Source organism: Magnetospirillum aberrantis SpK, assembly GCF_011022235.1.
Lineage (GTDB): Bacteria > Pseudomonadota > Alphaproteobacteria > Rhodospirillales > Magnetospirillaceae > Magnetospirillum > Magnetospirillum aberrantis.
The window spans coordinates 294,527-314,027 of the sequence record NZ_JAAIYP010000039.1; the positions used below are offsets into that span (position 1 = coordinate 294,527).

Annotated in this window: 20 protein-coding genes; 8 read left to right on the forward strand and 12 right to left on the reverse strand. The window is 64.5% G+C overall.

Features of this window, described 5'->3' with window-relative positions:
- The first annotated feature begins 88 nt into the window (after nucleotides 1-88).
- Together G4223_RS14425 and G4223_RS19765 are read left to right on the forward strand one after the other, a co-directional pair.
- Nucleotides 89-1,165, forward strand: coding sequence for a site-specific DNA-methyltransferase (locus G4223_RS14425; protein ID WP_163681178.1), 1,077 nt, complete (start codon nucleotides 89-91; stop codon nucleotides 1,163-1,165).
- A 282-nt stretch (nucleotides 1,166-1,447) separates the two neighbouring features.
- On the forward strand, nucleotides 1,448-2,338 hold the full coding sequence (locus G4223_RS19765) for an FKBP-type peptidyl-prolyl cis-trans isomerase (RefSeq protein WP_205762519.1): 891 nt from the start codon (nucleotides 1,448-1,450) through the stop codon (nucleotides 2,336-2,338).
- Nucleotides 2,339-2,468: 130 nt separating this feature from the next.
- Here G4223_RS19765 and G4223_RS14435 read toward each other — a convergent pair whose 3' ends face one another.
- The gene (locus G4223_RS14435; RefSeq protein ID WP_205762520.1) at nucleotides 2,469-2,606 is read right to left on the reverse strand and encodes a transposase; all 138 of its coding nucleotides are present in this window, start codon (nucleotides 2,604-2,606) and stop codon (nucleotides 2,469-2,471) included.
- A gap of 80 nt (nucleotides 2,607-2,686) precedes the next feature.
- Nucleotides 2,687-3,598: a LysR family transcriptional regulator gene (locus G4223_RS14440; RefSeq protein ID WP_163681181.1), complete on the reverse strand. Its 912-nt coding sequence runs from the start codon at nucleotides 3,596-3,598 to the stop codon at nucleotides 2,687-2,689.
- 111 nt (nucleotides 3,599-3,709) lie between these two features.
- Between G4223_RS14440 and G4223_RS14445 the strand changes: the two genes are divergently transcribed.
- The 3 genes from G4223_RS14445 to G4223_RS14455 all read left to right on the forward strand — a co-directional run bounded on the left by G4223_RS14445 (nucleotide 3,710) and on the right by G4223_RS14455 (nucleotide 5,266).
- Nucleotides 3,710-4,459 carry a sulfite exporter TauE/SafE family protein gene (locus G4223_RS14445; protein WP_163681184.1) on the forward strand — a complete coding sequence of 250 codons (750 nt, stop codon included), beginning with the start codon at nucleotides 3,710-3,712 and terminating at the stop codon, nucleotides 4,457-4,459.
- Between the two features lie 30 nt (nucleotides 4,460-4,489).
- A complete protein-coding gene (locus G4223_RS14450; protein ID WP_163681189.1) occupies nucleotides 4,490-4,873 on the forward strand; it encodes a VOC family protein in 384 nt (127 codons plus the stop codon).
- A gap of 78 nt (nucleotides 4,874-4,951) precedes the next feature.
- Entirely contained in the window at nucleotides 4,952-5,266 is a 315-nt protein-coding gene (locus G4223_RS14455; RefSeq protein ID WP_163681192.1) for a biotin/lipoyl-containing protein, read from the forward strand.
- Here G4223_RS14455 and G4223_RS14460 read toward each other — a convergent pair.
- Nucleotides 5,218-5,787, reverse strand: a complete 570-nt coding sequence (locus G4223_RS14460; protein WP_163681195.1) for a hypothetical protein — start codon at nucleotides 5,785-5,787, stop codon at nucleotides 5,218-5,220. The genes G4223_RS14455 and G4223_RS14460 overlap by 49 nt on opposite strands.
- 140 nt (nucleotides 5,788-5,927) lie before the next feature.
- Between G4223_RS14460 and G4223_RS14465 the strand changes: the two genes are divergently transcribed.
- On the forward strand, nucleotides 5,928-7,514 hold the full coding sequence (locus G4223_RS14465; protein ID WP_163681198.1) for a lysine--tRNA ligase: 1,587 nt from the start codon (nucleotides 5,928-5,930) through the stop codon (nucleotides 7,512-7,514).
- Between the two features lie 48 nt (nucleotides 7,515-7,562).
- Here G4223_RS14465 and G4223_RS14470 read toward each other — a convergent pair whose 3' ends face one another.
- The 3 genes from G4223_RS14470 to G4223_RS14480 all read right to left on the reverse strand — a co-directional run bounded on the left by G4223_RS14470 (nucleotide 7,563) and on the right by G4223_RS14480 (nucleotide 10,022).
- Nucleotides 7,563-8,594: a response regulator gene (locus G4223_RS14470; protein WP_163681200.1), complete on the reverse strand. Its 1,032-nt coding sequence runs from the start codon at nucleotides 8,592-8,594 to the stop codon at nucleotides 7,563-7,565.
- A 118-nt stretch (nucleotides 8,595-8,712) separates the two neighbouring features.
- Complete coding sequence (locus G4223_RS14475; RefSeq protein WP_163681203.1) at nucleotides 8,713-9,159, reverse strand: nucleoside deaminase; 447 nt, start codon at nucleotides 9,157-9,159, stop codon at nucleotides 8,713-8,715.
- Nucleotides 9,160-9,173: 14 nt separating this feature from the next.
- Nucleotides 9,174-10,022 carry a LysR family transcriptional regulator gene (locus tag G4223_RS14480; RefSeq protein ID WP_163681205.1) on the reverse strand — a complete coding sequence of 283 codons (849 nt, stop codon included), beginning with the start codon at nucleotides 10,020-10,022 and terminating at the stop codon, nucleotides 9,174-9,176.
- 102 nt (nucleotides 10,023-10,124) lie between these two features.
- Between G4223_RS14480 and G4223_RS14485 the strand changes: the two genes are divergently transcribed.
- Nucleotides 10,125-11,357, forward strand: coding sequence for a YbfB/YjiJ family MFS transporter (locus tag G4223_RS14485; protein ID WP_163681207.1), 1,233 nt, complete (start codon nucleotides 10,125-10,127; stop codon nucleotides 11,355-11,357).
- Here G4223_RS14485 and G4223_RS14490 read toward each other — a convergent pair.
- The 4 genes from G4223_RS14490 to G4223_RS14505 are packed head-to-tail and all read right to left on the reverse strand — an operon-like array spanning nucleotide 11,285 to nucleotide 14,437.
- Entirely contained in the window at nucleotides 11,285-11,554 is a 270-nt protein-coding gene (locus tag G4223_RS14490) for a hypothetical protein (protein ID WP_163681210.1), read from the reverse strand. The genes G4223_RS14485 and G4223_RS14490 overlap by 73 nt on opposite strands.
- 41 nt (nucleotides 11,555-11,595) lie before the next feature.
- Complete coding sequence (gene plsY, locus G4223_RS14495) at nucleotides 11,596-12,189, reverse strand: glycerol-3-phosphate 1-O-acyltransferase PlsY (RefSeq protein ID WP_163681212.1); 594 nt, start codon at nucleotides 12,187-12,189, stop codon at nucleotides 11,596-11,598.
- Nucleotides 12,186-13,487, reverse strand: a complete 1,302-nt coding sequence (pyrC, locus tag G4223_RS14500; protein WP_163681215.1) for a dihydroorotase — start codon at nucleotides 13,485-13,487, stop codon at nucleotides 12,186-12,188. Before pyrC ends, plsY begins: the two co-directional genes overlap by 4 nt.
- Nucleotides 13,487-14,437, reverse strand: a complete 951-nt coding sequence (locus G4223_RS14505; protein ID WP_241004144.1) for an aspartate carbamoyltransferase catalytic subunit — start codon at nucleotides 14,435-14,437, stop codon at nucleotides 13,487-13,489. Before G4223_RS14505 ends, pyrC begins: the two co-directional genes overlap by 1 nt.
- A 186-nt stretch (nucleotides 14,438-14,623) precedes the next feature.
- On the opposite strand from G4223_RS14505, the gene G4223_RS14510 reads away from it, so the two are divergent.
- Complete coding sequence (locus G4223_RS14510; RefSeq protein ID WP_163681221.1) at nucleotides 14,624-15,589, forward strand: response regulator; 966 nt, start codon at nucleotides 14,624-14,626, stop codon at nucleotides 15,587-15,589.
- A 33-nt stretch (nucleotides 15,590-15,622) separates the two neighbouring features.
- Here the strand turns inward: G4223_RS14510 and topA are convergent, their stop codons facing one another.
- Together topA and dprA are read right to left on the reverse strand one after the other, a co-directional pair.
- A complete protein-coding gene (gene topA, locus G4223_RS14515) occupies nucleotides 15,623-18,292 on the reverse strand; it encodes a type I DNA topoisomerase (RefSeq protein ID WP_163681224.1) in 2,670 nt (889 codons plus the stop codon).
- A 45-nt stretch (nucleotides 18,293-18,337) separates the two neighbouring features.
- Nucleotides 18,338-19,468 (reverse strand): DNA-processing protein DprA, encoded by a 1,131-nt coding sequence (gene dprA / locus G4223_RS14520; RefSeq protein WP_163681422.1) that lies wholly within the window; start codon nucleotides 19,466-19,468, stop codon nucleotides 18,338-18,340.
- Nucleotides 19,469-19,501 lie beyond the last annotated feature (33 nt).

The window sequence follows — 19,501 nt, forward strand, 5'->3', positions numbered from 1 at the left end:
TGTGTCGGACACGCTCAGATTCAAAAAAAGAATCAGTGATTCCAACGGGTTCTTGACCAAGTCTCGCATTTGACTCAAAGTGCGAGACATGAAACTGCCGCTCGACACCATCCTTGAGGGCGATTGCATCGCCCATCTGGAATCCTTGCCCGCCAAGTCGGTGGACCTGGTTTTCGCCGACCCGCCCTACAACCTGCAACTGGGCGGCGAGCTTTTGCGCCCGGACAACAGCAAGGTGGACGGCGTCGACGACGCCTGGGACCATTTCGACAGTTTCCGCGAATACGACGACTTCACCCGCCGCTGGCTGGCTGCCGCGCGCCGCGTGCTCAAGGACGACGGCGCGCTGTGGGTGATCGGCAGCTATCACAACATCTTCCGGGTCGGCGCGGCGCTTCAGGACCTGGGTTTTTGGATGCTGAACGACATCGTCTGGCGCAAGTCCAACCCCATGCCCAATTTCCGAGGTACCCGCTTCACCAACGCGCACGAGACCCTGATCTGGTGCGCCAAGTCGGCGGAAAGCCGTTACACCTTCAACTACGACGCCATGAAGGCGTTGAACGACGACCTTCAGATGCGCAGCGACTGGACCATTCCGCTGTGCACCGGGTCCGAGCGTCTGAAGGGGGCCGAGGGAGCCAAGGTCCATCCGACGCAAAAGCCCGAGATGTTGTTGTTCCGTGTGCTGATGGCGACCACCAAGCCGGGCGACGTGGTGGTCGACCCGTTCTTCGGCACCGGCACCACCGGCGCCGTGGCGAAGAAGCTGGGGCGCCATTTCATCGGCATGGAACGCGACCCCGACTACATCGCCGCCGCCAAGGAGCGCATCGCCAAGGTTCGCCCGGTGGCCGATTTGTCGCTGTTGGCGACCCCGTCCAAGCGCACCGAACCCCGCGTCCCATTCGGCACGGTGATCGAACGCGGCCTGTTGGAGCCGGGCACCGTGCTGTATGGCGGTGAAAAGGCCAAATGGACCGCCAAGGTGCGCGCCGACGGCACCTTGGTCACCGCCGACCATCGCGGATCGATCCACAAGGTCGGCGCCCTGGTGCAGAACGCCCCGGCCTGCAACGGCTGGACCTTCTGGCGCATGAAAAAGGGCGACGAGATGGTGCCCATCGATTCCCTGCGCCAGCAGATCAGGGCCGAACTGCACTAGATGTTCAGCCCCGGCATTTGATGGTGCGGATCAAGCCTGAAACGCTTTGGTTCCGTTTCCCAGATTTTGCAGATGTATTCGCACGGTATGAGCCCCAGCAGGGTCTCCAGGCGGCGAGCGAAATCGCATGCGTTCCATAGTGGTAAAGAACTGGGCGATGCAAAGAATGTAGAATGTTGTGATCGGTGGTGGGATGGCGGCGTTGAAGATTGTGCGGGGCGCTGGCGGATTATGTTGGCTGGTGGGGCTGGTGCTCATCGGTTCTTTTGCCGACAGGGCGCGATGAAGATCGCCAAGGATGTTGTGGTCACCTTGCGCCAGCGGGTGACGGATTTGGACGGCGCCGTGGTGGATGATGGCGCTGAACCGGTCAGCTATCTCCACGGCGGCTATCATGATATTTTCGACAGGATCGAGAGTGCGCTGGACGGCAAAAGCGTTGGCGACGAGGTCTCGGTGCGTCTGGAGCCCAAGGAAGCCTTTGGGGAATACGACCCGGAACAGGTTGTTGTCGCTGGCTTTGACCAGTTCACCAACCCGCCCCAGCCGGGTGAGATGGTCGAACGCGGGGGCGAGCTTTATCGGGTGGTCGAACTCCGCGACGATTCTGTCGTATTGGACGGCAATCATCCTTTCGCCGGTTTGCACCTGATCTTCCAGGGTGAAGTGCAGGATGTCCGTCCCGCTCGCGCCGAAGAAATAACGCGAATAGCAAAGAGCGTTACTGTCGAAATCAGCCGTTTGCGTGCCATCAAGATGGCCACCATCCATCTGTTGGGCGTACCGATTGTCCTGACCATTGTTGCGGGCACGCTCAGCGAAGCCATGGGGGGAGGACTGCTTCTCTACCTTGCGCTGATGTTCGTTGTTGCCGTGCTGCTCTCTGCGCTGTGGAGCGGCGGGCGTTATGTCCGCGAGGCGTTTCGTGGGGGCGAAGTGCTGCGCATTGACGTCAAAGGACTCTATTGGCGGGATTTTGGCTCTCCGGTGACCTGGGAGGAAATCGCCAAGGTCCAGTTCACGGACGGTATGGGGGAGGATGCCTGGTATTCGGTCGCGCTGACGGACGGCCGTAACTTCAAGCTGGACGCCAGCATCCTGTCAGTCGAGACCAGCCAGGTTTCATGGTTGCTGGCCCATTACCTGCCAGCCACGAAGCTGAAAGGGATTTAAAACAAAAAAGGCCCCATATGAGCCTGTGTGAAAACCGGATTCACACCGCCCTTTAGCCGAGAGAGAATGCCCGAGGCGTAGGCTTCGGGCATTTTTTCATGGCGGGCTACATCGAAGGGCGGTCGCGGGATCAGCCGACCCGCAGCACGTAAAGCATGCCGTTGATGGAACGGCGGTTGTCATGGGCGGGGCGACAGCCGCGCCCCCGCTCGGCGGGCAGCAGAACCCCGATGATGCCCCATTCCTCGTCCGTCAGATCGCCGCGCATGTCACTGGTCTCCGCAAAGACCAGGGTTGAGTCACGTCCTCGCGCGTTTGGGAACCCCCTTTGTCAACAGGGCCTCGCTTCTACCACCCTTCTTCGGACCGCCGCTGTCCGGCGAAGCGTTCGGCCAGGAAGTCCAGGAACACCCGGACCTTGGCCGACAGGTGGGCTCGCTGCAAATAGACAGCGTAGATGTCGGAATCGCTGCCCGACCATTCAGGCAGCACCCGCACCAGTTCACCGCTGCGCAGGTACGACGCCACATCCCATTGCGACCGCAGCACGATACCGTGACCGGACAAGGCCCAGTCCACGGCGATTTCGCCATGGTTGACGGCAAGACGCCCGGCGACCTTGACGCTTTGCTGGGCGTTGCCCGAGACCAATTGCCAGATGTTGTAGGCGCCGAACGATTCACGGATGACGATGCATTGATGGGCCGCCAGATCGCGCGGTTCCAAGGGTGGCGGATGCCGCGCCAAATAGGCCGGCGAGGCACACAAATAGCGACGGTTGGCGGCGATCTTGCGCGTCAGTTGGCCGGTGTCGGTGCCCAGCCCGAAACGGATGCTGACGTCGACACCTTCCGCCGCCAGATCCTGCGGCTTGTCGGAAAGGTGCAAGATCACCTCGACTTCTGGATAAAGCTGAGCGAAATCGGCCAGCGTCGGTGCCAGATGACGGCGGCCGAAGCCGAAGCCGGCGTTGACCCGCAACAGCCCGCGCGGCGCGGCGCCCCCCGCCGTCAATTCGCGCTCCAACTGCTCCAACTCGTCCAGGATGCGTCGGCCTTCCTCAAGATAGCGCTCGCCCTCGGCGGTCAGGCTTTGCCGACGGGTGGTGCGATTGAGCAGCCGCACCCCCAGACGCGCCTCGAGCGCGGCCAGACGCCGGCTGACGGCGGGCGCGGTGACCCCAAGATCCTGGGCCGCCGCCGCCAGGGTGGAACGGCGCGTCAAGGCGACGAAAAAGGCAAGGTCCGAAGTGCTTTCCATGGCGACATACTATTGCGTAAAACGCACGAGTAACTGGATCATAGCGGCATTTAACCAGATTCTCGGCAACAATATCCTGTCATCGAACGACCACTTTCGGCGACACCCGCGATGGACATCCTGTTTCCCTGGCTGGGCGCCCTGGCGCTCGGCGCGATCCTTGGTTTTTTCGGCGGCGTGTTCGGCATCGGCGGCGGCATCATCGCCATTCCCATCCTGGTGCTGGGATACGGCATGGAACAGGCCACCGCCCAAGGAACGGCGCTGGTGATGATGGTGCCCAACCTGGTGTTGGCGTGGTGGCGTTATACCCGCCACAATCCCACCGGCCTGAGCGGCGGCACCGTGGCGGTGGCGGCGGTGGCGACCCTGACCACCTGGGGCGCCGCCTATCTGGCCCACGACCTGGACCCCGAACTGCTGCGTCTGCTGTTCGCCGGCTTCCTGATGGTTCTTGGCCTGGGACAATGGCCGGCCAGGACCGAGAACGCGCGGCCCCGCCTGTCGGCGCGATGGATGCCGCTGGTGGGATTGGCCGGCGGCGGCAGCATGGGATTGTTGGGCATCGGCGGCGGTCTGGTGGCGACGCCGTTCCTGACCGGTCTGTTCGGCCTGGGTCAGCGGGCGGCGCAAAGTATCGCCCTGGCCCTGGTGACGCCCAGCGCCGGCGCCGCCCTGTGGGGTTATGCCCGCCATCAAAGCGTCGACTGGCCGTTGGGTGCGGCGCTGGCGGCGGGCGGAATCGTCACCGTGTCGGCCGGAGTCGCCCTGGCCCACACTTTTTCCGAACGGGCCTTGCGCCGCGCCTTCGGCATCATGCTGGTGGCGACCGGCGCGATTCTGATCGCCAGGGCCCAATAACCAGGGCCTGACCATGGGAGGACCAAGAACATGAAGATCCTGCGCCTCGACCACATGGTCCTGACGGTGGCCGACGTGGCCGCCACCTGCGACTTCTATGCCCGTGTTCTGGGGATGGGGGTGGTGACCTTCGGCCAGGGACGCAAGGCGCTGACCTTCGGCGCCCAAAAGATCAACCTGCATCAGGCCGGACGCGAATTCGAACCCAAGGCGGCGCGCCCGACGCCCGGCTCGGCCGATTTGTGCCTGATCGCCGGAATTCCGCTGGATGCGGTCATGACCCACCTTGCCGCCCAGGACGTCGCCATCGAGGAAGGCCCCGTCGCCCGCACCGGCGCCACCGGCCCGATCCGTTCGGTCTATTTCCGCGACCCCGACGGCAATCTGGTCGAGGTGTCGGAATATCTTTGCTGAAAGACCACAAAATACCCGTGGTTGCGGCCGGCGCCGATTTGGGCATGATCCAGGTCATGACCTGACGGCGGTGCCACCGTGATCGAAATCCGCGTTCCCAAGTTCCCCGAATGCGCCGAACCCTGCGGCGCCTGTTTCACCGCCGACGACAAACTGGACGTGTTCGTCGCCGCCGTGCTGGTACGGGCGGGCGACACGGTCGAGGAAGACGACGTGCTGGCCGAGGTGGAAACCAACAAGACCACCATCGAGGTGACCGCGCCTTGCGCCGGCACCGTGCGCGAAGTCCTGGTCAGGAACGCCGATTCGGTCACCGAGGACAGCCTGTTGCTGATCCTGGACGATCAGCCCGCCGCCTTGGGGCATGATACGACACCGTCCGCCGCCAGGTAATCCAGCAGGGCGTGGGCGAAATTGTCGCTTTTCTCCGCCGTCGTATAGATCTGCAAGCCATTGCTGCCATGCACATTGATCTCGCTGCCCCAGACGCGGGACATGGCTTTGCGTTCGAACAACGAGACGGCATAGTTGTTGCCCGCCTCGCCCCGACGGCCACCCATGAACGCCTCGGCGAGACGCGCCCCTTTGTTCGAAGCGTCGCTCAGGACCAGGATGGCATCCACATCCGCAGTGGTGCTGTTGGCGAATTCCGCCGGGAAACCGTCAAAGGATACCCCGCCCCGCATGACCACCCGCGCCTGGACGCCACATCGCGCCAACCCGACGGTCACCGCATTGGCAAGCCGCTGGTTGTCCAGCAACGCCGAATCGTACGGCAAGTAATATGCCACCAGCATGGATTTCGGCTGAACCCGATAGGACGGGTCCACGAACGTCTCGGACAACGTGGTGGACTTGCAGCCGGCAAGCAGAAAGCCCCCCAAACCCAGCATAACAATGGCGATGCGACGCATAGGTGACCTCAATCAATAATAGTCGGCACACTGTCGCGACACGGCGACGCGCCTGTCAACGTGACCGGTGGAATGATTGACCTGAACGTCCTGCGGGCTTAGGGTTCCGCTCTTTCCCTAATTGTCAGAGTACCCTGATCATGTCCGACCTTTCCGACCTCGCCCGCAACGCCACCGCCTGGCCGTTCCAGGAAGCCAAGGCCCTGCTGGACGAGCGGTTGAAAGGCAAAACCCCGGACAAGGGCTTCGTGCTGTTCGAAACCGGCTATGGCCCGTCGGGTCTGCCGCATATCGGCACCTTCGGCGAGGTGGCGCGCACCACCATGGTCCGCAACGCGCTCAAGGTCCTGGCGCCGGAATTGCCGAGCAAGCTGTTCGCCTTTTCCGACGACATGGACGGCCTGCGCAAGGTCCCCGACAACATCCCCAACCCCGAGATCGTGCGCCCGCATCTGGGCAAGCCGCTGACCCAGGTGCCCGACCCGTTCGGCACCCACGACAGCTTCGGCGCCCATAACAACGCCCGTCTGCGCAGCTTTCTCGATACCTTCGGGTTCGAGTACGAGTTCCAGTCGGCGACCGAATGGTACAAGACCGGCAAGTTCGACGCCGCCAAGCTGCGCATCCTCGAATGCTATGACGAGGTGATCAACGTCATCCTGCCGACGCTGGGCGAGGAACGCCGCGCCACCTATTCGCCGTTCCTGCCCGTCTGCCCGGAAACCGGCATCGTGTTGCAGGTGCCGGTGGTCGAGAAGGACGTCAAGGCCGGCACCATCGTCTATAGGCGCGAAGACGGCAAACTGATCGAAACCCCGGTCACCGGCGCCCATTGCAAGATGCAGTGGAAGGCCGATTGGGCGATGCGCTGGTACGCGCTGGGCGTCGACTACGAAATGAGCGGCAAGGACCTGATCCCGTCGGTGGAGCTGTCGGGCCGCATCTGCCGCATCCTGGGCGGCAAGCCGCCCATGAACTTGACCTACGAACTGTTCCTTGACGACAAGGGCCAGAAGATCAGCAAGTCCAAGGGCAACGGCTTGGCGGTCGAGGATTGGCTGAAATACGCCCCCGACGCCAGCTTGGCGCTGTTCATGTACCAAAAGCCCAAGGCGGCCAAGCGGCTGTATTTCGACGTGATCCCGCGCAGCGTCGACGACTACCTGACGTATTTGGGCAAGTTCGAGACCGAAGAGGCGGGCAAGCGGCTGGACAACCCGGCCTGGCACATCCACAACGGCCAGCCGCCCAAGGAAGAGGCGCACCTGTCGTTCAGCATCCTGTTGAACCTGGCCAGCGTGTGCAACGCCGAGGACAAGGCGGTTCTGTGGGGCTTCATCCAGCGCTATGCGCCGGGTGCCAGCCCCGAGACCGCGCCGATCCTCGACAAGCTGGTGGAAGGGGCGATCGCCTATTACGCCGATTTCGTCAAGCCGGCCAAGAAGTACCGCAAGGCCACGCCCGACGAAGCCCACGCCTTCGCCGACCTCAGGGCCAAGCTGGAAGCCATGGGCGCCGATTCCTCGGCCGAGGACCTACAGACCGCCGTCTATGAGATCGGCAAGCGCGACGCCTTCCCCGAGCTCAAGGCGTGGTTCAAGGCCTGTTACGAAGTGCTGCTGGGCCAGGATCAGGGGCCGCGCATGGGCAGCTTCATCAAGCTGTACGGCGTCGCCAACACCGTCGCCCTGTTGGACAAGGCCATCAACGGCCAGGACATGGCCTGACCGTCAAAAAGGCGCCCCCTTGCAAGGGGCGCCTTTTTCCTTCCGGCGTCAGGTCACCAGCGGCAAATCGTGGTCGTCGCGGAACACCGCGTTACCGTTGTCGTGGATGACCCCCAGACAGGCCTCGACCACCGCCGGGTCATAATGGCTGCCCGACTTGGACTGGATTTCCTTGAGCGCGGCGTCTAGACCCAGGGACGGGCGATAGGGGCGATGGCTGCTGATGGCCTCGACCACGTCGGCGACCGCCAGGATACGCGCTTCCAAGATAATGGCATCGCCCCGCAAGCCATCGGGATAACCGCTGCCGTCCAGACGTTCGTGATGTTGGCGGATCATGGTGGACACCGGCCAGGGGAAGTCGATGCCATCGACGATTTCCGCCCCCACGTCGGGATGCGACTTGATCACGCCGAAAGCGGCGTCCGACAGCTTGCCCGGCCGCGACAGGAAATCCGACGGCACGTTGATCTTGCCAAGGTCGTGGATCAGCGCCCCGGTGTGCAACCCTTCAAGCCGGTCGGGATCGAATCCCAGCCGCTCGCCGATGGCGGTGGCCAGTTGCGCCACCCGGCGCTGATGGCCGGCGGTGTAGGGGTCGCGCATCTCAAGCGTCAACGACACTGCCTTGACCGTCTGCAACAGCACCCGTTTCATGCGTTCGGCCGATTGCGCCCGCTCGCGCTCGATCGACTTACGTTCGACGGCATAGGCGATGGTGCGGGCGATCAGTTGGCCGTCGCCCTGGCCCTTGACCAGATAATCCTGGCAACCGCGCTTGACCGCCGCCATGCCCACCGCCTCGTCCGACAGGCCGGTGAAGACGATGACCGGAAGGTCTGGACCAATACGGCGCATGGCGTCGATGGTCGCCACGCCGTGCGAATCAGGCAGGGAAAGATCCAGCAACACCGCGTCGGGGGAATTGTCGGCCAACCAGTCCCCGGCCTCGCGCATGTCCTGTTTCCAGGCGATGTCGAAGCCGCCGACCTCGGCCAGAAGAACCTGAACCAGCCGGGCGTCGCCCGGATTGTCCTCCACCATCAGAACCTTGGTGGGCGGTGACGAGGCGTCGCGCATGGCAAATCTCCACCCCGGTCTTCGTTATCCGCCAAGGGTAAGCCCGAATAACGCACAACGCCAGCGCAACCACCACCGGAACAGTCATGCGGCGACAGGGGTTGCCAAGCACCGGATCTCAGCCATCCTTGCCGGCGATGTCCTCGTCCCACAATCGGGGATGTTCGGCGATGAAACGGGCCATCAACTCGACACATTCGGCCGAGTCCAGCACCGCCACCTCGATCCCGCGCGACCGCAGGAACTCGGCGTTGCCGGCGAAGTTGCGGTCTTCGCCCACCACCACCCGGCCGATACCGAACTGAACGATGGTGCCGGCGCACATCATGCATGGGCTCAGGGTGGTATAGAGGGTGACGCGGTCATAGCGCGGCCGGCGACCGGCCCTGCGGATGCAATCCATCTCGCCATGCGCCACCGGGTCGCCATCCTGGACGCGCCGGTTGTGGCCGGCAGCCACCACCTGGCCGTCCTCGACCATCACCGCGCCGATGGGCAACCCGCCTTCGTCATAGCTTTTTTGCGCCTGTTCAAAGGCCAGATGCATGAAGCCCGCGTCGTCCATGGCCGTCTCCCCCGTCATTGTTCGCTCAACATCTGTTTGAAGGCCCGCACAGCACCAGTCTCGACCGCGTCCTTGTGCTGAACCAGCCAGGTTTCCACCTGCACCCCGTCGATGGGCAGGGCGCGGATCTGACCGGCCAGTTGCGGCCGCTCCACCACACTCCGCGGCAACAGGCTGATCCCCATGCCGGCGGCGACACAACCCAGCAAACCATCCAGGGTGCCGAACTCCATCACCCGGCGCGGCGGATGGCCGGTGCGCCGCATCCACGCCTCGGTGTGGACGCGATAGGCGCAGCCGGCGCGGAACACCAGCATGGAATGGGTGTTGGCCTCTTCCACCGAGGAGATGTCCGCCGGCACCGCCAGCACCAGTTCCTCGACAAAAACCGGAGCACCGACCACCCGTTCGTGAAACACCGGCCCGCCCAGGAAAGCAAGGTCCACCTGACGGTCGAGCACCGCCTGAAGCTGCAAGTCGGTCGTGCCGGTGGACAGGCACAGCGCCACCTTGGGATAACGGCGGTGGTATTCCGTCAGAAGCGGCGGCAACCGGGCGGCGGCGGTGGATTCCATGGCCCCCAGCCGCAACTCGCCGCCTTCGCCGACCATCTCGCGCACCGCTTCGCGGGCAGCGTCGGTCAGCGCCAGGATGCGTTCGGCGTAATCCAGCAACACGTCCCCGGCCGCCGTCAGGCGCATGCCGCGCGGTTCGCGCACGAACAAGGCCGCTCCCAGATCGTCCTCGAGCTTGCGCACGCGGGCGGAAACGTTCGACGGAACCGAATGGACCAGTTCCGCCGCCGCCCCCACCGAACCGGTGCGGGCCACGGCGCGGAACAGGCGCAGACCGGCGACATCCATGGCCGCGTTCTCCTATGCAGAACGGTTAGAGCATAATTATTCGCTGGAAGAGAAGCAAGCCGCCCCCCATCTTGGGAAAAAAGCATAATTGCGGGAGGTAACATGGCACCCCACAGCGGACGGCTTTTGTTGGGTGGAATGCTGGCCCTGGCGGTCGCCGTGGGATTGGGCCGCTTCGCCTTTACCCCCATCTTGCCGGTAATGCAGGCCGAATATGGTTTCGATGCCCAAGGCAGCGGTTGGCTGGCGGCCAGCAACAATGTCGGCTATCTGGTCGGCGCGCTGTGGGCCGGAACGGTACGCGACGATTCCACCCGTCACCGTCTGCTGTTCCTGGGCCTGATCCTGCTGGTCACCAGTTTGGCGCTGATGCCGGCCACCGCCTCGCCGGCGGTGTGGAACCTGTTGCGGCTGGTCGCCGGTGTGGCTTCGGCCTGGATTTTCGTGCTGGCGACCGCCCTGGTGATCCCGCTGTTGGCCGCCGCCGGCCACGCCCGCTGGAGCGGCCTGCATTTCGGCGGCGTCGGCGCCGGCATCGTGCTGGCCGGGTTGGTGGTCGGCTGGACCGTGGACAGCTTTGGCGCCGATGCCGGCTGGCTGGTCACCGCCGCGCTGGGACTGGGCGCGGCGCTGGCGGCATGGCCGATCCTGGCCGCCGCCCATCCGCACGTCCCGGCAAGCGCCACCGCGCCAACCGCCCGGACCTCCGCTTTCCCCATGAGCCTGTTGGCCGCCGCCTATTTCTGCGAAGGACTGGGCTACATCGTCACCGGCACCTTCCTGGTGGCGGTGGTGCGCGCCACCCCCGACATCGCCGACACCGCCAATCTGGCGTGGACGCTGGTCGGGCTGGCGGCGCTGCCCTCCACCGTCCTGTGGTCGTTCCTGGCGGAACGCCATGGTCATTTAAGAGTGCTGGTGGCCGCCCACCTGATCCAGGCGGCAGGCGTGGCGTTGCCGGCGCTGTCCAACCATCCGGCGGCGGTGTTGGCCGGCGCCGCGCTGTATGGCGGCACCTTCCTGGGCATCGTCGGCATGAGCCTGGCGTTCGGGCGCGTGCTCAACCCTTCCGGCGCCGCCCGCGTCATGGGTTTTCTGACGGCGGCATTCGGCATCGGCCAGATCATCGGCCCGGTTCTGGGCGCCCGGCTGGCCGCCGAGGGCGGCTGGAGCCTGGCGTTGCTGGCCGCCGCCGCAATCGTGATGCTGGGGGCGCCGTTGCTGTTGGCCGGCCATGCCTGGGCCCGGCGTCGGGCAGTCGGCTATTCGTCGACCACCATCACTTTGCCGAACACACCAAGCGTCTCGATCTCGCCCATCCGGGCCGAGGAATAGAGGATGTGGTCCTCGTAGACCACGCCCATGGTCGCCAGCGAGGCGACGCCGCCGCACAACGCCCGCGCCATGGTGTTGTCGGCGCATTTGGTCTTGACGTGCTGCACCATGGCCCGGCTGTGGGCAATCTCGTCGGGATTGGTGGCCAAAGCCGCCACCAGCAAGCCGACAACGGCAACGATCATCATCTTCAGCATAAGAAACCGTCCTTAGTTTGCGCCCCCCCGGTTTTCGACAGCTATTTCTTGGCGCCGATCCGCGGCTCCTCGCCCTTGAGCAGACGAACGATGTTGGTGTGGTGGCGCACGAAACCCAACACAGCCAAACCGGCGGCCATGACCGCCGCCTGCGGCCCGGCCAGGAACCAAGCGTAAACCGGCGACGCCGCCAGCGCCACCAGGGCCGACAGCGAGGAAATGCGGAACAGGAAAGCCACCACCAGCCAGGTCAGACAGGCCGCCAGCCCCACCGGCCAGGCGGCGGCGATCAACGTTCCGAAGGTAGTGGCGACCCCCTTGCCTCCCTTGAACTTCAGCCACACCGGGAAATTGTGCCCCAGCACGGCGGCGAAGCCGGCAACCAGCGGCGCATTGCCACCGCCCAACAGCGCCCAGGCAAGGCCGACGGCGATGGCCCCCTTGCCGCCATCCAGCAGCAGTGTCGCCAGCGCCAAGCCCTTGCGGCCGGTCCGTAGTACGTTTGTGGCACCGATGTTGCCCGAGCCGATCTGGCGGATGTCGCCCAATCCGGCCAGACGGGTCAACACCAATCCAAAAGGAATGGAACCGAGCAAATAACCGCCAATCGCGGCAAACGCCAGATCAAGACTCATTTCACGAACACCGTCCGGCCGTCGACCACGGTTCGCACGACCATACCCTGGACGGGCCGGCCGTCGAACGGCGAGTTCTTGGACTTGGAATGGAACAGGGCGGGATCGACCAGCCAGGGCCGTTCGGGATCGAACAGCACCAGATCGGCCGCCGCGCCAACCTTGAGACGCCCTGCGGCCAGCCCCAGCACCTCGGCCGGTCCCGACGTCAGCAGCTTCAACGCCTGCAACAGCGACAAATGACCGTTGTGCACCAGTTCCAGCGTCACCGGCAAAAGCGTTTCCAGGCCGACGCCGCCGAATTCGGCCAAGGCGAAGGTCTGACGCTTGGAATCGGCGTCCTGGGGCGCGTGGTCCGAGGCGACGGCGTCGATCACCCCATCCTTCAACGCCTGCACCACCGCCTGACGGTTGGCGTCGGTCCGCAACGGCGGCGACAGCTTGGCGAATGTGCGATAGTCGCCCACCGCCAGTTCGCTCAGCGCGAAATAGGGCGGCGCCGTGTCGCAGGTGACCGACAACCCGCGCGCCTTGGCCTTGGCGATGACCTCGATCCCCGCCTTGGTGCTGACGTGGCTGGCGTGATAACGCCCGCCGGTCATCTCCACCAGACGCATGTCGCGCTCCAGCATGATGACCTCGGCCTGCTCGGGAATGCCCGAAAGGCCCATGCGGGTGGCGATCTCGCCGGCGTTCATGACCCCGGTCGCCAAGCTCGGCTCTTCCGGGTGCTGAACGATCAGCGCGCCGAAGGTGGCGGCATAGGACAGCGCCCGGCGCATGACCTGGGCGTCGGCGATGGCCTTGGTGCCATCGGTGAAGGCCAACGCCCCGGCTTCGAGCAGGAAGCCCATCTCGGCCAGTTCCCTGCCCTCCAGCCGCTTGGTGGCGGCAGCGTAGGGATAGACCTTTGCCAAGCCGTTCTTACGGGCACGACGGGCCACGAACTCCACCGTCGCCACTTCGTCGATGACCGGGTCGGTGTTGGGCAGGCACACCATCGAGGTGACGCCGCCGGCCACCGCCGCCTCACCCGCCGATTTCAAGGTTTCCTTGTGTTCCTCGCCCGGTTCGCGCAATTGCACGCGCATGTCCACCAGACCAGGGGCCAGACACAGCCCGCCGCAATCGATCACCTCGATGCCGTCGGGCACGCCGCCCTGAAACAGGCCGGGTCCGAAATCGGCGATCACTTCGCCCTTGGTCAGCAGTGCGCCCTTGGCGTCAAGACCGGTGGCGGGATCAAGCAGACGGGCGTTGGTATAGGCCACCAAGCCGGATTGGGTACGATTCGGCATCACTGAACGCCCCTGTTGGCGAGGTTGCGGGTCAACAGGTCGAGACAGGCCATGCGTACCGCCACGCCCATTTCCACCTGTTCGCGGATCAGGGAGCGTTCGACGTCGTCGGCCACGTCGGAATCGATCTCGACGCCCCGGTTCATGGGACCGGGATGCATGATCACCGCGTCGGGCTTGGCCCGCGACAGCTTGTCGCGATCCAGGCCGAAGAAATGGAAATACTCACGGATCGACGGAATGAACCGGCCGTTCATGCGTTCGTTCTGGATGCGCAGCATCATCACCACATCGACGTCATCCAATCCCTTGCGCATGTCGTGGAACACCTCGACCCCCAGCCGCGTCACCTCGGACGGCATCAGCGTCCGCGGGCCGATCAGCCGCACCCGCGCGCCCATGGCGTTCAACAGGTGGATGTTGGAACGCGCCACCCGCGAATGCAGCACGTCGCCGCAGATGGCCACCGTCAAGCCTTCGATCCGCCCCTTGCGGCGGCGGATGGTCAGCGCGTCCAGCAACGCCTGGGTCGGGTGTTCATGGCTGCCGTCGCCGCCGTTGATGACGGCGCAGTTGACCTTTTCCGACAACAACTTGACCGCGCCCGAATCGGGATGACGCACCACCAGCACATCAAGGTGCATGGCGTTCAACGTCATGGCGGTGTCGATCAACGTCTCGCCCTTGGCCACCGAACTGGCCGAGGTCTGCATGTTGATGACGTCGGCCCCCAGCCGCTTTCCCGCCAGTTCGAAACTGGTGCGGGTGCGTGTCGAGTTCTCGAAGAACAGGTTGACGACCGTACGGCCGAGCAACAGGTTCTTGCGCTTGTCGTCGGAACGGTTCTGGGCGACGTAGCCGTCGGCCAGATCCAGGATGGTGGTAATCTCCAGCGGCCCCAAACCCTGGATGCCGAGGAGATGGCGGTGCGTGAAGCGCGGTTCGATCATGGTGGCCGAACTATAGGGCGGCCTTTTGCCCCCCGCAAGCGGCAGCCGCATGTGCCCCTAGAGGATTCCCTTGATGACCGGGCGCCCAAGAGGCCCTATGATGCCATCCAACCTAGGTAGGGATAATCCTCGCCAACGGTATTGGTTTGATAGATACGCGCTTCGATAGAGAGAAACGGCGGAACCTTGGCGCAGTCCTTCGAAAATGTTCGTCTGCTTATTGCCGACCAAAGCCCGATGGTGCGCACAGGATTGCGTGGTGCGCTGTTTTCTATTGGCTTCAGGAATATAACAGAAACCGGAAGTTTTATTAAACTTCACGATTTGATCGAACAAGATGCAATCGACCTGCTGATCTCCTCGAGCGAGTTGGAAGGCAACGATACCGGCTTTCTGGTGTCGGAGATGCGCAACCAGCGCCTGGGCCCCAATCCCTTCCTGGTGGTCATCGCGCTGCTGGCCAACGCCGAACCCGATTACGTGAAGAAAGTCATCGATTCCGGGGCCGACGACTTGCTGCTGACCCCGATCCAGCCTGACCAGTTGATCTTGCGCATCGAAAAGCTGATCCGTTCGCGCAAGCCGTTCGTGGTGACCCACGACTATACCGGCCCCGATCGCCGCACCAAGGCGCGCGCCTTCGAAACCCATTCCGCCCCCATGGTGGAGGTTCCCAACCCGCTGAAATTCCGGGCCGAGGCCACCAACCTGGACGGAACCCGGCTGAACCGTAGCGTGGCGGAAACCGCCATCACCATGAACCGCATCAAGATCGAACGCTACGCGGTGCAGATCGATTGGCTGGTGACACACATCCACGCCACCATCCGCGACGGCGTCACCACGGATCCGGCAACGCTGGCGCCTTACACCGGCAAACTCAGCGCGGTCGCGGAAGACATGCTTCGCCGTATGCGCGGCACCGCCTCGGAAAGTTTCAGCCCTCCGGTGGAAGACCTGCTCAACACCGCCCGCCGACTGGAAATCGACCCGGTGATGGTGCCGTTCGCCGAACTGGAACGGCTGACCACGTTGTCACGCACCATCGGCCGCTCGCTGGGCAGTCCGGCCCCGTCGTTCCGCACCACGCCTTGCGCGCCGGCACCGGTCTGCGCACCGTTGCCGCCGCCCAGCCGAGCCCGCAGCGCCTGATTTTCCCTTTTCCGCAGAAAGGCTGACGGCGGATCAGTCCACCGCCGCCTTTTTTGCCGCGGGCTTCTTCGCTGCGGTTTTCTTGGCCGGGGCTTTCTTGGTGGCCGGCTTCTTGGGTGTTTCGCCTTCCGCCTTCTTGGCCGGGGCTTTCTTCGCCGGAGCCTTCTTGGCCGCTGCCTTGCGCGCCGGCTTGGCCGGGGCCTTGGCCGCCTTGGCGTCGATCAGACTGATCGCCTCTTCCAGCGTCACCGTATTGGGGTCGGCATCCTTGGGCAGGGTGGCGTGGATGCCGTCCGACGACACATAGGGGCCATAACGCCCCTCGTGCACGGTTACCGGCTTTCCCGCGCGCTCGCCCAGGGTGCGCAAGGGCTCGGCGCCTTTCTTGACGCGAGCCTGGGCCAACAGCTCGACCGCACGGTTCATGCCGATGCTGAGCACGTCGTCATCCTTGCCCAACGACTTGAAACCGCCGTCATGCTTGAGGTAGGGACCGAAACGGCCGACACCGGCCTCGATCTTCTTTTGGGTTTCCGGGTGGATTCCCACCTCGCGCGGCAATTCCAGCAGCTTGACGGCGATCTCCAGCGTGACGTCGGCCGGGGCAAGCCCCTTATACAGCGATACCCGCTTGGGCTTGGCTCCCTCGCCCAGTTGTACGTACCAGCCATAGGGCCCCTTGCGCAGGGTCACCATCTCGCCGCCAGTGGGATGAGCACCCAATTCCTTGGGGCCCTCGGCGCCGTCCGCCGGCGCGTCGCCACCTTCGCCGGCCATGCCCAAGGGCCGGGTGAAGCGGCATTCGGGATAGTTGGAACAGCCGATGAAGGCGCCGAACTTGCCCAGCTTCAGCGACAGCCGGCCGGCATTGCAGGTGGGGCACAGCCGGGGATCGTGCCCGGAACCGTCGTCGGGAAAGAAGTGGGCGCCCAGCTCGGCATCCAACGCCTCGATCACGTCCGAGATGCGCAATTCCTTGGTGCCCTCGACCGAGGCCGAGAACGCCTTCCAGAAATCCTCGAGCACCTTGCGCCAGTCGATGCGCCCGCCCGAAATGTCGTCGAGCTGGTTTTCCAGGTCGGCGGTGAAATTGTATTCGACGTAGCGTCCGAAGAACTGCTCGAGAAACGCCGTGACCAGACGGCCACGGTCTTCGGGAATGAAGCGGCGTTGGTCGAGACGCACGTAATTGCGTTCCTGCAACACCGACAGGATCGAGGCATAGGTGGATGGCCGGCCAATGCCCAGTTCTTCCATGCGCTTGACCAGACTGGCTTCGGAATAACGCGGCGGCGGCTGGGTGAAATGCTGTTCGGGACGCACGCCCTGGCGGGCCATGTCGTCACCTTCGGCCACGTCGGGCAACAGCCGCTCGGCCTCGTCGTCGGCGGCACCGTGCGCCGGCGCGTCGTCGCGGTCTTCACGATAGACCTTGAGGAAACCGTCGAACACCACCACCGAACCGGTGGCGCGCAAGGTGACGGCGCGGTCATCGGAGGTGATGTCCACCGCCACCTGATCCAGTTCGGCCGCCGCCATCTGGCTGGCCACCGTGCGCTTCCAGATCAGCTCGTAAAGGCGCAGTTGGTCGCGGTCCAGATAGCGCGCCACCTGATCGGGGCGGCGGAACATGTCGGTGGGGCGGATGCACTCGTGCGCTTCCTGGGCGTTCTTGGCCTTGGTCTTGTAAAGACGCGGCGCGTCGGGAACGTACCCCTTGCCGAAATCCTTGCCGATCAGATCGCGGGCGGCGGCAATGGCCTCGGCGGCCATCTGCACGCCGTCGGTACGCATGTAGGTGATCAGACCCACCGTCTCGCCGCCGATGTCGACGCCTTCGTACAGGCGTTGGGCCAATTGCATGGTCTGCTTGGCCGACATATGCAGCTTGCGGCTGGCTTCCTGTTGCAAGGTCGAGGTGGTGAAAGGGGCATAGGGGTTACGCCGCGCCTTCTTGCGTTCGACGCTGCCCACATGGAAGCGCCGCGCCTCGATCGCCGCCTTGGCGGCCATGGCCTCGGCCTCGTCGGGAATGTCGAACTTGTCGAGCTTCTTGCCGCCCATATGGGTCAGCGCCGCGGTGATCATCTGGCCGCGCGGGGTCAGGAAGTCGGTGGCGACAGTCCAATATTCCCGGCTCTTGAATTCCTCGATCTCGGTTTCGCGCTCGCAGATCAGCCGTAGCGCCACCGATTGCACGCGACCGGCCGACTTGGCCCCCGGCAGCTTGCGCCACAGCACCGGCGACAAGGTGAACCCCACCAGATAGTCAAGCGCGCGGCGTGCCAGATAGGCGTCCACCAGATCCTGGTGGATGTCCCGCGGATTGCGCATGGCCTCGGTGACCGCGCTCTTGGTGATCTCGTTGAACACCACGCGCTTGACGTCCTTGCCCTTGAGCGCGCCGCGTTCCTCGAGCACCTTCTTGACGTGCCAGGAAATAGCCTCTCCCTCGCGATCCGGGTCGGTGGCGAGGAACAGTTTGTCGGCCTTCTTGACAGCACTGGCGATTTCCCGGATCTGGCGCTCGGATTTGGCGTCCGCCTCCCAGTCCATGGCGAAGCCCTCGTCGGGCTTGACGCTGCCGTCCTTGGCCGGCAGGTCGCGAATATGGCCGTAAGACGCGATGACCTGGAAATCCGATCCCAGGTATTTGTTGATGGTCTTGGCCTTGGCGGGAGACTCGACGACGACGACCTTCATCCGAACCTGACGGGTACGAGGAAACCAGGGTGTGGGACCCGAAGCCTACAGGAACGTCAGCAAGGAAACCTGATTGCCGGGATGACGTTCCAGGCGGCCGGCCAACTCGAGCTCGAGCAGGACCAGGGACACCACGGAAGCAGACAATTGGCATTCGCGGATGACGGAGTCAACCGTCACAGGCGCAGGGCCGAGGCTTTCCACCACCCGCGACCGCGCCGCCGACAGTTCGGAATCGGACGGCAAGGCCGGTGCGGCACCATCGAAACCATCGCCGCTGCCTTCGGCCAGCGGCCGTCGCAACAGGTCGCCCAGCACCGCCAGAACATCGTCGGCGCGTTCCGTCAGGGTGGCGCCGTGACGGATCAGGTCGTTGGGGCCGGCGGCTCGCGGATCGGCGGGATGACCGGGCACGGCGAACACCTCGCGCCCCTGGTCGGCGGCCATGCGGGCGGTGATCAGCGAGCCCGACTTCAGGCTGGCCTCCAGCACCACCACTCCCAGGCTGAGGCCTGAAATGATCCGGTTGCGGCGGGGGAAATGGCTGGCCTGGGGCTGGGTTCCCGGCGGCATCTCGGCGACGGCGCAGCCCATGGCGAGAACGTCGTCGTAAAGCTTTTGGTTCTCGGGCGGGTAAACCACATCGACGCCGCCGGCCAGCACCGCCACGGTCCCCGATGCCAGCGATCCTTCATGCGCGGCGGTGTCGATGCCACGCGCCAGCCCCGACGCCACCACCATGCCCGCCCGCCCCAGATCGGCGGCCAGCCGCCGAGCCAGATTGCGGCCGTTGATCGAGGCGTTGCGGGCACCGACCATGGCCACCATGGGCTTGGTCAGCATCGACACGTTGCCCCGCGCATAAAGCACCGGCGGCGCGTCGTCGGTAGCGGCCAAAAAGGCGGGATAAGCCGACTCGCCCCAGCACAGCGCCACCGCGTCCAACCGCTCGGCGGCGGCCAGCTCAGCCTCGGCCACCCCTCTTGCGCAGACCTTGATCGGGCGTTTGCCGCCACCACGCGCCGCCAGTTCCGGCAACGCCGCCAACGCCGCCGCCGCCGTGCCGAAGCGTTCCAGCAACCGGCGGAAAGTCCGCGGCCCGACGTTCTCGCTGCGGATCAGACGCAGACGGTCCAGTCTCTCGGTGGGTGAAATCTTGCGTGTCGGCTCATCCATGGCGGGCAGGGTGGGTGATTGCACGCAAGGCGT

What these genes read in the sequence shown, in the direction of transcription:
- G4223_RS14425 (WP_163681178.1), top strand. Translation starts at nt 89, where the DNA reads ATGAAACTGCCGCTCGACACCATCCTTGAGGGCGATTGCATCGCCCAT.
- G4223_RS19765 (WP_205762519.1), top strand. Translation starts at nt 1,448, where the DNA reads ATGAAGATCGCCAAGGATGTTGTGGTCACCTTGCGCCAGCGGGTGACG.
- G4223_RS14435 (WP_205762520.1), bottom strand. Translation starts at nt 2,606, where the DNA reads ATGCGCGGCGATCTGACGGACGAGGAATGGGGCATCATCGGGGTTCTG.
- G4223_RS14440 (WP_163681181.1), bottom strand. Translation starts at nt 3,598, where the DNA reads ATGGAAAGCACTTCGGACCTTGCCTTTTTCGTCGCCTTGACGCGCCGT.
- G4223_RS14445 (WP_163681184.1), top strand. Translation starts at nt 3,710, where the DNA reads ATGGACATCCTGTTTCCCTGGCTGGGCGCCCTGGCGCTCGGCGCGATC.
- G4223_RS14450 (WP_163681189.1), top strand. Translation starts at nt 4,490, where the DNA reads ATGAAGATCCTGCGCCTCGACCACATGGTCCTGACGGTGGCCGACGTG.
- G4223_RS14460 (WP_163681195.1), bottom strand. Translation starts at nt 5,787, where the DNA reads ATGCGTCGCATCGCCATTGTTATGCTGGGTTTGGGGGGCTTTCTGCTT.
- G4223_RS14465 (WP_163681198.1), top strand. Translation starts at nt 5,928, where the DNA reads ATGTCCGACCTTTCCGACCTCGCCCGCAACGCCACCGCCTGGCCGTTC.
- G4223_RS14470 (WP_163681200.1), bottom strand. Translation starts at nt 8,594, where the DNA reads ATGCGCGACGCCTCGTCACCGCCCACCAAGGTTCTGATGGTGGAGGAC.
- G4223_RS14475 (WP_163681203.1), bottom strand. Translation starts at nt 9,159, where the DNA reads ATGGACGACGCGGGCTTCATGCATCTGGCCTTTGAACAGGCGCAAAAA.
- G4223_RS14480 (WP_163681205.1), bottom strand. Translation starts at nt 10,022, where the DNA reads ATGGATGTCGCCGGTCTGCGCCTGTTCCGCGCCGTGGCCCGCACCGGT.
- G4223_RS14485 (WP_163681207.1), top strand. Translation starts at nt 10,125, where the DNA reads ATGGCACCCCACAGCGGACGGCTTTTGTTGGGTGGAATGCTGGCCCTG.
- G4223_RS14490 (WP_163681210.1), bottom strand. Translation starts at nt 11,554, where the DNA reads ATGCTGAAGATGATGATCGTTGCCGTTGTCGGCTTGCTGGTGGCGGCT.
- plsY (WP_163681212.1), bottom strand. Translation starts at nt 12,189, where the DNA reads ATGAGTCTTGATCTGGCGTTTGCCGCGATTGGCGGTTATTTGCTCGGT.
- pyrC (WP_163681215.1), bottom strand. Translation starts at nt 13,487, where the DNA reads ATGCCGAATCGTACCCAATCCGGCTTGGTGGCCTATACCAACGCCCGT.
- G4223_RS14505 (WP_241004144.1), bottom strand. Translation starts at nt 14,437, where the DNA reads ATGATCGAACCGCGCTTCACGCACCGCCATCTCCTCGGCATCCAGGGT.
- topA (WP_163681224.1), bottom strand. Translation starts at nt 18,292, where the DNA reads ATGAAGGTCGTCGTCGTCGAGTCTCCCGCCAAGGCCAAGACCATCAAC.
- dprA (WP_163681422.1), bottom strand. Translation starts at nt 19,468, where the DNA reads ATGGATGAGCCGACACGCAAGATTTCACCCACCGAGAGACTGGACCGT.